At 61.8% G+C, this 1182-nt stretch carries 1 pseudogene; it reads right to left on the bottom strand.

Features of this window, described 5'->3' with window-relative positions:
* Positions 1–1101: pseudogene (locus WS75_RS16460) on the bottom strand (hypothetical protein); the annotation flags it as partial.
* Between the last annotated feature and the right edge of the window lie 81 nt (positions 1102–1182).

The raw sequence follows: 1182 nt of genomic DNA, 5'->3' as shown, positions 1-1182 counted from the left end.
AAATGGGCCGGGTAGCGTGAAGTCGGTGTGGCTGAGTGTTTCGCTGCCCGTGGCAAAGCTGATACTGCTGCCGGTGCCTGACGGCGCTCCGATCTTGCACACGTTGGCGTCTTGGTCGGCCGGGCGTTCTTTGACGCGTGCCTCAAGGGATTCGCCTGGATGGAGCGATCCAGCCCGGCTCGTCGTATCGGTCTTGACATTGGCGGCCAGGTAACGGCGCGGCCCTCGCGCTTCGAGCGACCGATGCAATCCGGCGACGATCCACCCGACACTACCTTGCGTCGACGGATTGGCTTGCGCTCGTACCTGGCTGGCCAAGAGCGCGGCGAACTGGCGCAGTAGCTGGGCGTTTGCGGCGATCTTGGCGCGTGTTTCTTTTGAAGGGCTTTGTGCCGGGGCGCTCTGGCTTGTGGTGGCGGCATCGCGCTGAAACTGAAGCGCCGCGTCATAGAGGTTGGAAAACAAGTCGGAGGGGTCGCGCCACGACTTCCCTGATTCGCTTTTGCCGGGCGCCGTGCCGACAACGTTGTTCGCCTGAGTCAGGGTCTCCAGACCGCTGGCGAGATCCAGCACGAGGCTTTCGCCAAAGGTGGCGGCTTCATCCAGCAAACCGGGTAGCCTTTGTTGGGTCTGCTTTACAAAGTCGTCCAACTCGCCCCGAATGCTGCTGTTCAGATTGACCGTCAACGTGTTGAGCAGGGCCTCGCTGACCAGGGATTTTTCGCCAGTCAGTTCCTGTCGCGCGAGAAACAGGGTAGGCCGCAGCGTCATGCGGGCAGGCGCGGTGGCCGGGGCCGGCATCAGACCGATCAGATTGATGCTCGCGATCGCCCAGTCCGAGGTATCACGGTGCTCGCGTGTGGTGAGGGTGACGATATCGCCCAGCAGGTCTGCCAGATTGAGGATGTTACGGACCGCTGGCAGATTGCCTGCAACGGTGCGCAGGCGATCCAGGGTCACTGCTCCGTCGGTGATTGCGCCCAGCCATTGGCCAAATGCATCGATGGTCAGCGCCACGTCACCCAGTTGGATCTGCTTGAGCGGAGCGACTGTGACGGGACGTGCGGAAGAGGCGGACGGTTCAGGTGCTTGGCTTGCCATCGGTGCTCCAGGAACTGAGCACCTACAACTACTGCCTCTAGTGAAGGAATGACTAGCAGCAGGCTCTCAGCATGTGGACGT

The organism is Burkholderia sp. FL-7-2-10-S1-D7 (assembly GCF_001524185.1).
GTDB lineage: Bacteria > Pseudomonadota > Gammaproteobacteria > Burkholderiales > Burkholderiaceae > Burkholderia > Burkholderia diffusa.
The sequence above is the reverse complement of the archived record's forward strand: the minus strand, read 5'-3'. Positions and strand labels throughout refer to the sequence as shown.